Source organism: Flavonifractor sp. An91 (assembly GCF_002159225.1).
Lineage (GTDB): Bacteria > Bacillota > Clostridia > Oscillospirales > Oscillospiraceae > Flavonifractor > Flavonifractor avicola.
On sequence record NZ_NFHA01000081.1, the window covers coordinates 1 to 2,237 of the forward strand.

At 48.7% G+C, this 2,237-nt stretch carries 3 protein-coding genes; 1 reads left to right on the top strand and 2 read right to left on the bottom strand.

All coding sequences use genetic code 11. The features are described 5' to 3' along the window. Nucleotides 1-293: 293 nt before the first annotated feature. Nucleotides 294-848 carry a hypothetical protein gene (locus B5G42_RS17430; protein ID WP_087273139.1) on the top strand — a complete coding sequence of 185 codons (555 nt, stop codon included), beginning with the start codon at nucleotides 294-296 and terminating at the stop codon, nucleotides 846-848. Between the two features lie 69 nt (nucleotides 849-917). Here the strand turns inward: B5G42_RS17430 and B5G42_RS17435 are convergent, their stop codons facing one another. Both B5G42_RS17435 and B5G42_RS17440 read right to left on the bottom strand, forming a co-directional pair. Further along, a complete protein-coding gene (locus B5G42_RS17435; protein ID WP_087273142.1) occupies nucleotides 918-1,448 on the bottom strand; it encodes a helix-turn-helix domain-containing protein in 531 nt (176 codons plus the stop codon). 29 nt (nucleotides 1,449-1,477) lie between these two features. Then, the coding region (locus B5G42_RS17440) for a hypothetical protein (protein ID WP_087273145.1) at nucleotides 1,478-2,237 on the bottom strand (760 nt) is incomplete at its 5' end.

Below are 2,237 nucleotides of genomic sequence, written 5' to 3' on the forward strand. Positions count from 1 at the left end.
CCACTTGTCCACCGTAGTAGTTGACAAGAGAATCAATGCTCGACTATCGCATAAAAATGCGCAGTTCATAATTTGATCACAGGGGGCCTTTTGCAAGAGTTTTATTTTGCCAAACACATATTGGACACTATACATCTAAAATCGATTTCGGTAGTATAATTAAATACTTCAAAAATTTTGCTGATAAAGGTGTTGAAATCTGTGTTAAAATATTCTTCCCAGAGAGTGGCGGCAGTCCCCAACTCTCTGACGCATGGCCAGTAAAATAGCACAGAAAAGGAGCGTGGCGATTTATGGAACTTTCTAATATTTTTGAATCTGAACACGAAGAAAATTGGAGAATTGTGTTCGCACAATATACGGAACTTTACCGCCAAAGTCCGTCCATAGATGTGGCCATGCACTTTGCGTTCTTTTGTTGGTATCTGCTCTGGCAGTGGGATGAAATTTCTTTTCCCGGCGAAACACTATCTCCCTACGAAAAAGGGACTGTGGACACTCGAAATGGGATTTCAAAGTCTAAGTTGCTTTTCGATTTGGATGTCACTACTAAACATCTATTGACTTCCCCAGACAATACCCCTGTAAAATATCTGATTGTTCTCTGTCTTATGAAAAAAATTTATCCCTATTTTTTCAAAGAGGACACTTTCTCTGAAGTCAAAAGACAAAAAGTGGTTGCTTCCATTAGTCAAAAGCCTTTGGATGATGTGGGAACTAAGGCGATATATAACTACTTGCGAACAAAAAACGCTACAAATATTCTTCCTGCCGAGAGAATCGCTGTTCGCACTATATTCCCACCCAATAGCCTGATCCAATCCTATTTTACTTGGCTTTTTGATTAAAATGTGCCTATCAACAGCACAGCCCTTTACTTTTTTCTTCATCCGTAAGTATCTGTTCACCTGTACGATTCAAGGGGGTATAAAAATGGACTGCCCCCCAGTCCACATACGAATCGGGCGGCAATTCTGCCGCCCGATTTTTGTTTCAAAGCCATCTGCAAAGGAGTAGGAATCCGCTGTCGGCAAAGTGGCAGACTGCTCCCCAGGTGTGGGATCAGGGGTGTTACAGGCATCCGCAGAGGCGCTTTCCGGCTGCACTGCCGGGGATTCATCAGACGCATCATCTTCCGGCACAGGGGCGTTTTCCGGCTCGTCAGGGCAGGGCAAGTCAGGGCATAAGGTATAGAGATTGCTGGTCTGTCCGCCGTTCTTACGCTCGTCAAACCGGGCCTGTTTGACGATATATCCCGCCTTCACCAGCTCATCCAGCGCCCGCTTTACGGTAGACACCCCATAGCCGCACTTGGCGGCTATGGTCTTAATAGAGGGGAAGCACTCGCCCTCTTTGTTGCAATGTAGAACCAGGACTTGCAGCACAAGCCGCGCTCTGGGCTTCAGTTCAGAAGAAAATGCCCGCTGCATATACTCAAACTTTGCCATATTCCAATCCTCCCAATCATGTCTTACTGTTACAGGCGTTTTTCTCCTGCAATATACTTCTCCACCAGCGGCCGGTAAATCTGTCCGTTGACCCGTTTTGCAAACAGGTCGTGGGATGCCGCCGCAATCTGCACATCTTCCCCAAAGAGTTCCATACAGTATTCCTGAATTTCCTGCGGTACACAGATCGCTACCGGGCGTACTTCCAACGAACCGCACTCGGACAACGCCTTGTGGAACACCGGAATCTCATAGGGTAGGACACTCCCGCACAGGAGCCGGTGATCCGCGTCACGGAAAATAGAGGTGGGCGTCTGCATCACGCCGCAGTCATAGATGATAAACTGATACTCCCTATCCGGCTCGTTGGTCAGGTAGCAGTCAATCCCATCAATGGTGTAATGCTCCCCATCCGGCGCCGCTTCGTAGATGTTCAGCAGGAGCTGCAGGTGGCGGTTCTGATTGACTTCGATATATGCCACCTCCGCACCTCTGGCCGCCAGCCAGGACGCCAGGTTAAAGGCCGTCACCGTCACACCGCTCCTACGCTGCGAACCGGCCACGGCAATACGGATATTTCGGGCGTTCCAGCGGTACGGAATAATCTCGTCCGGCTCCGGGGCTTTCTCGTGGCGGGAAACTGGCTGTTCATAGACGGGGGCCTTTACCATACCGTAGTATTTCTGGGGATTGAGATAGATGCGAGTATCCAGCTCTTGCACCAACTCCTGTGGGGCTTTTCCTGTCAGGAAGGACATATAGGGCAGATCCACCCGCAGCTTGTGATTC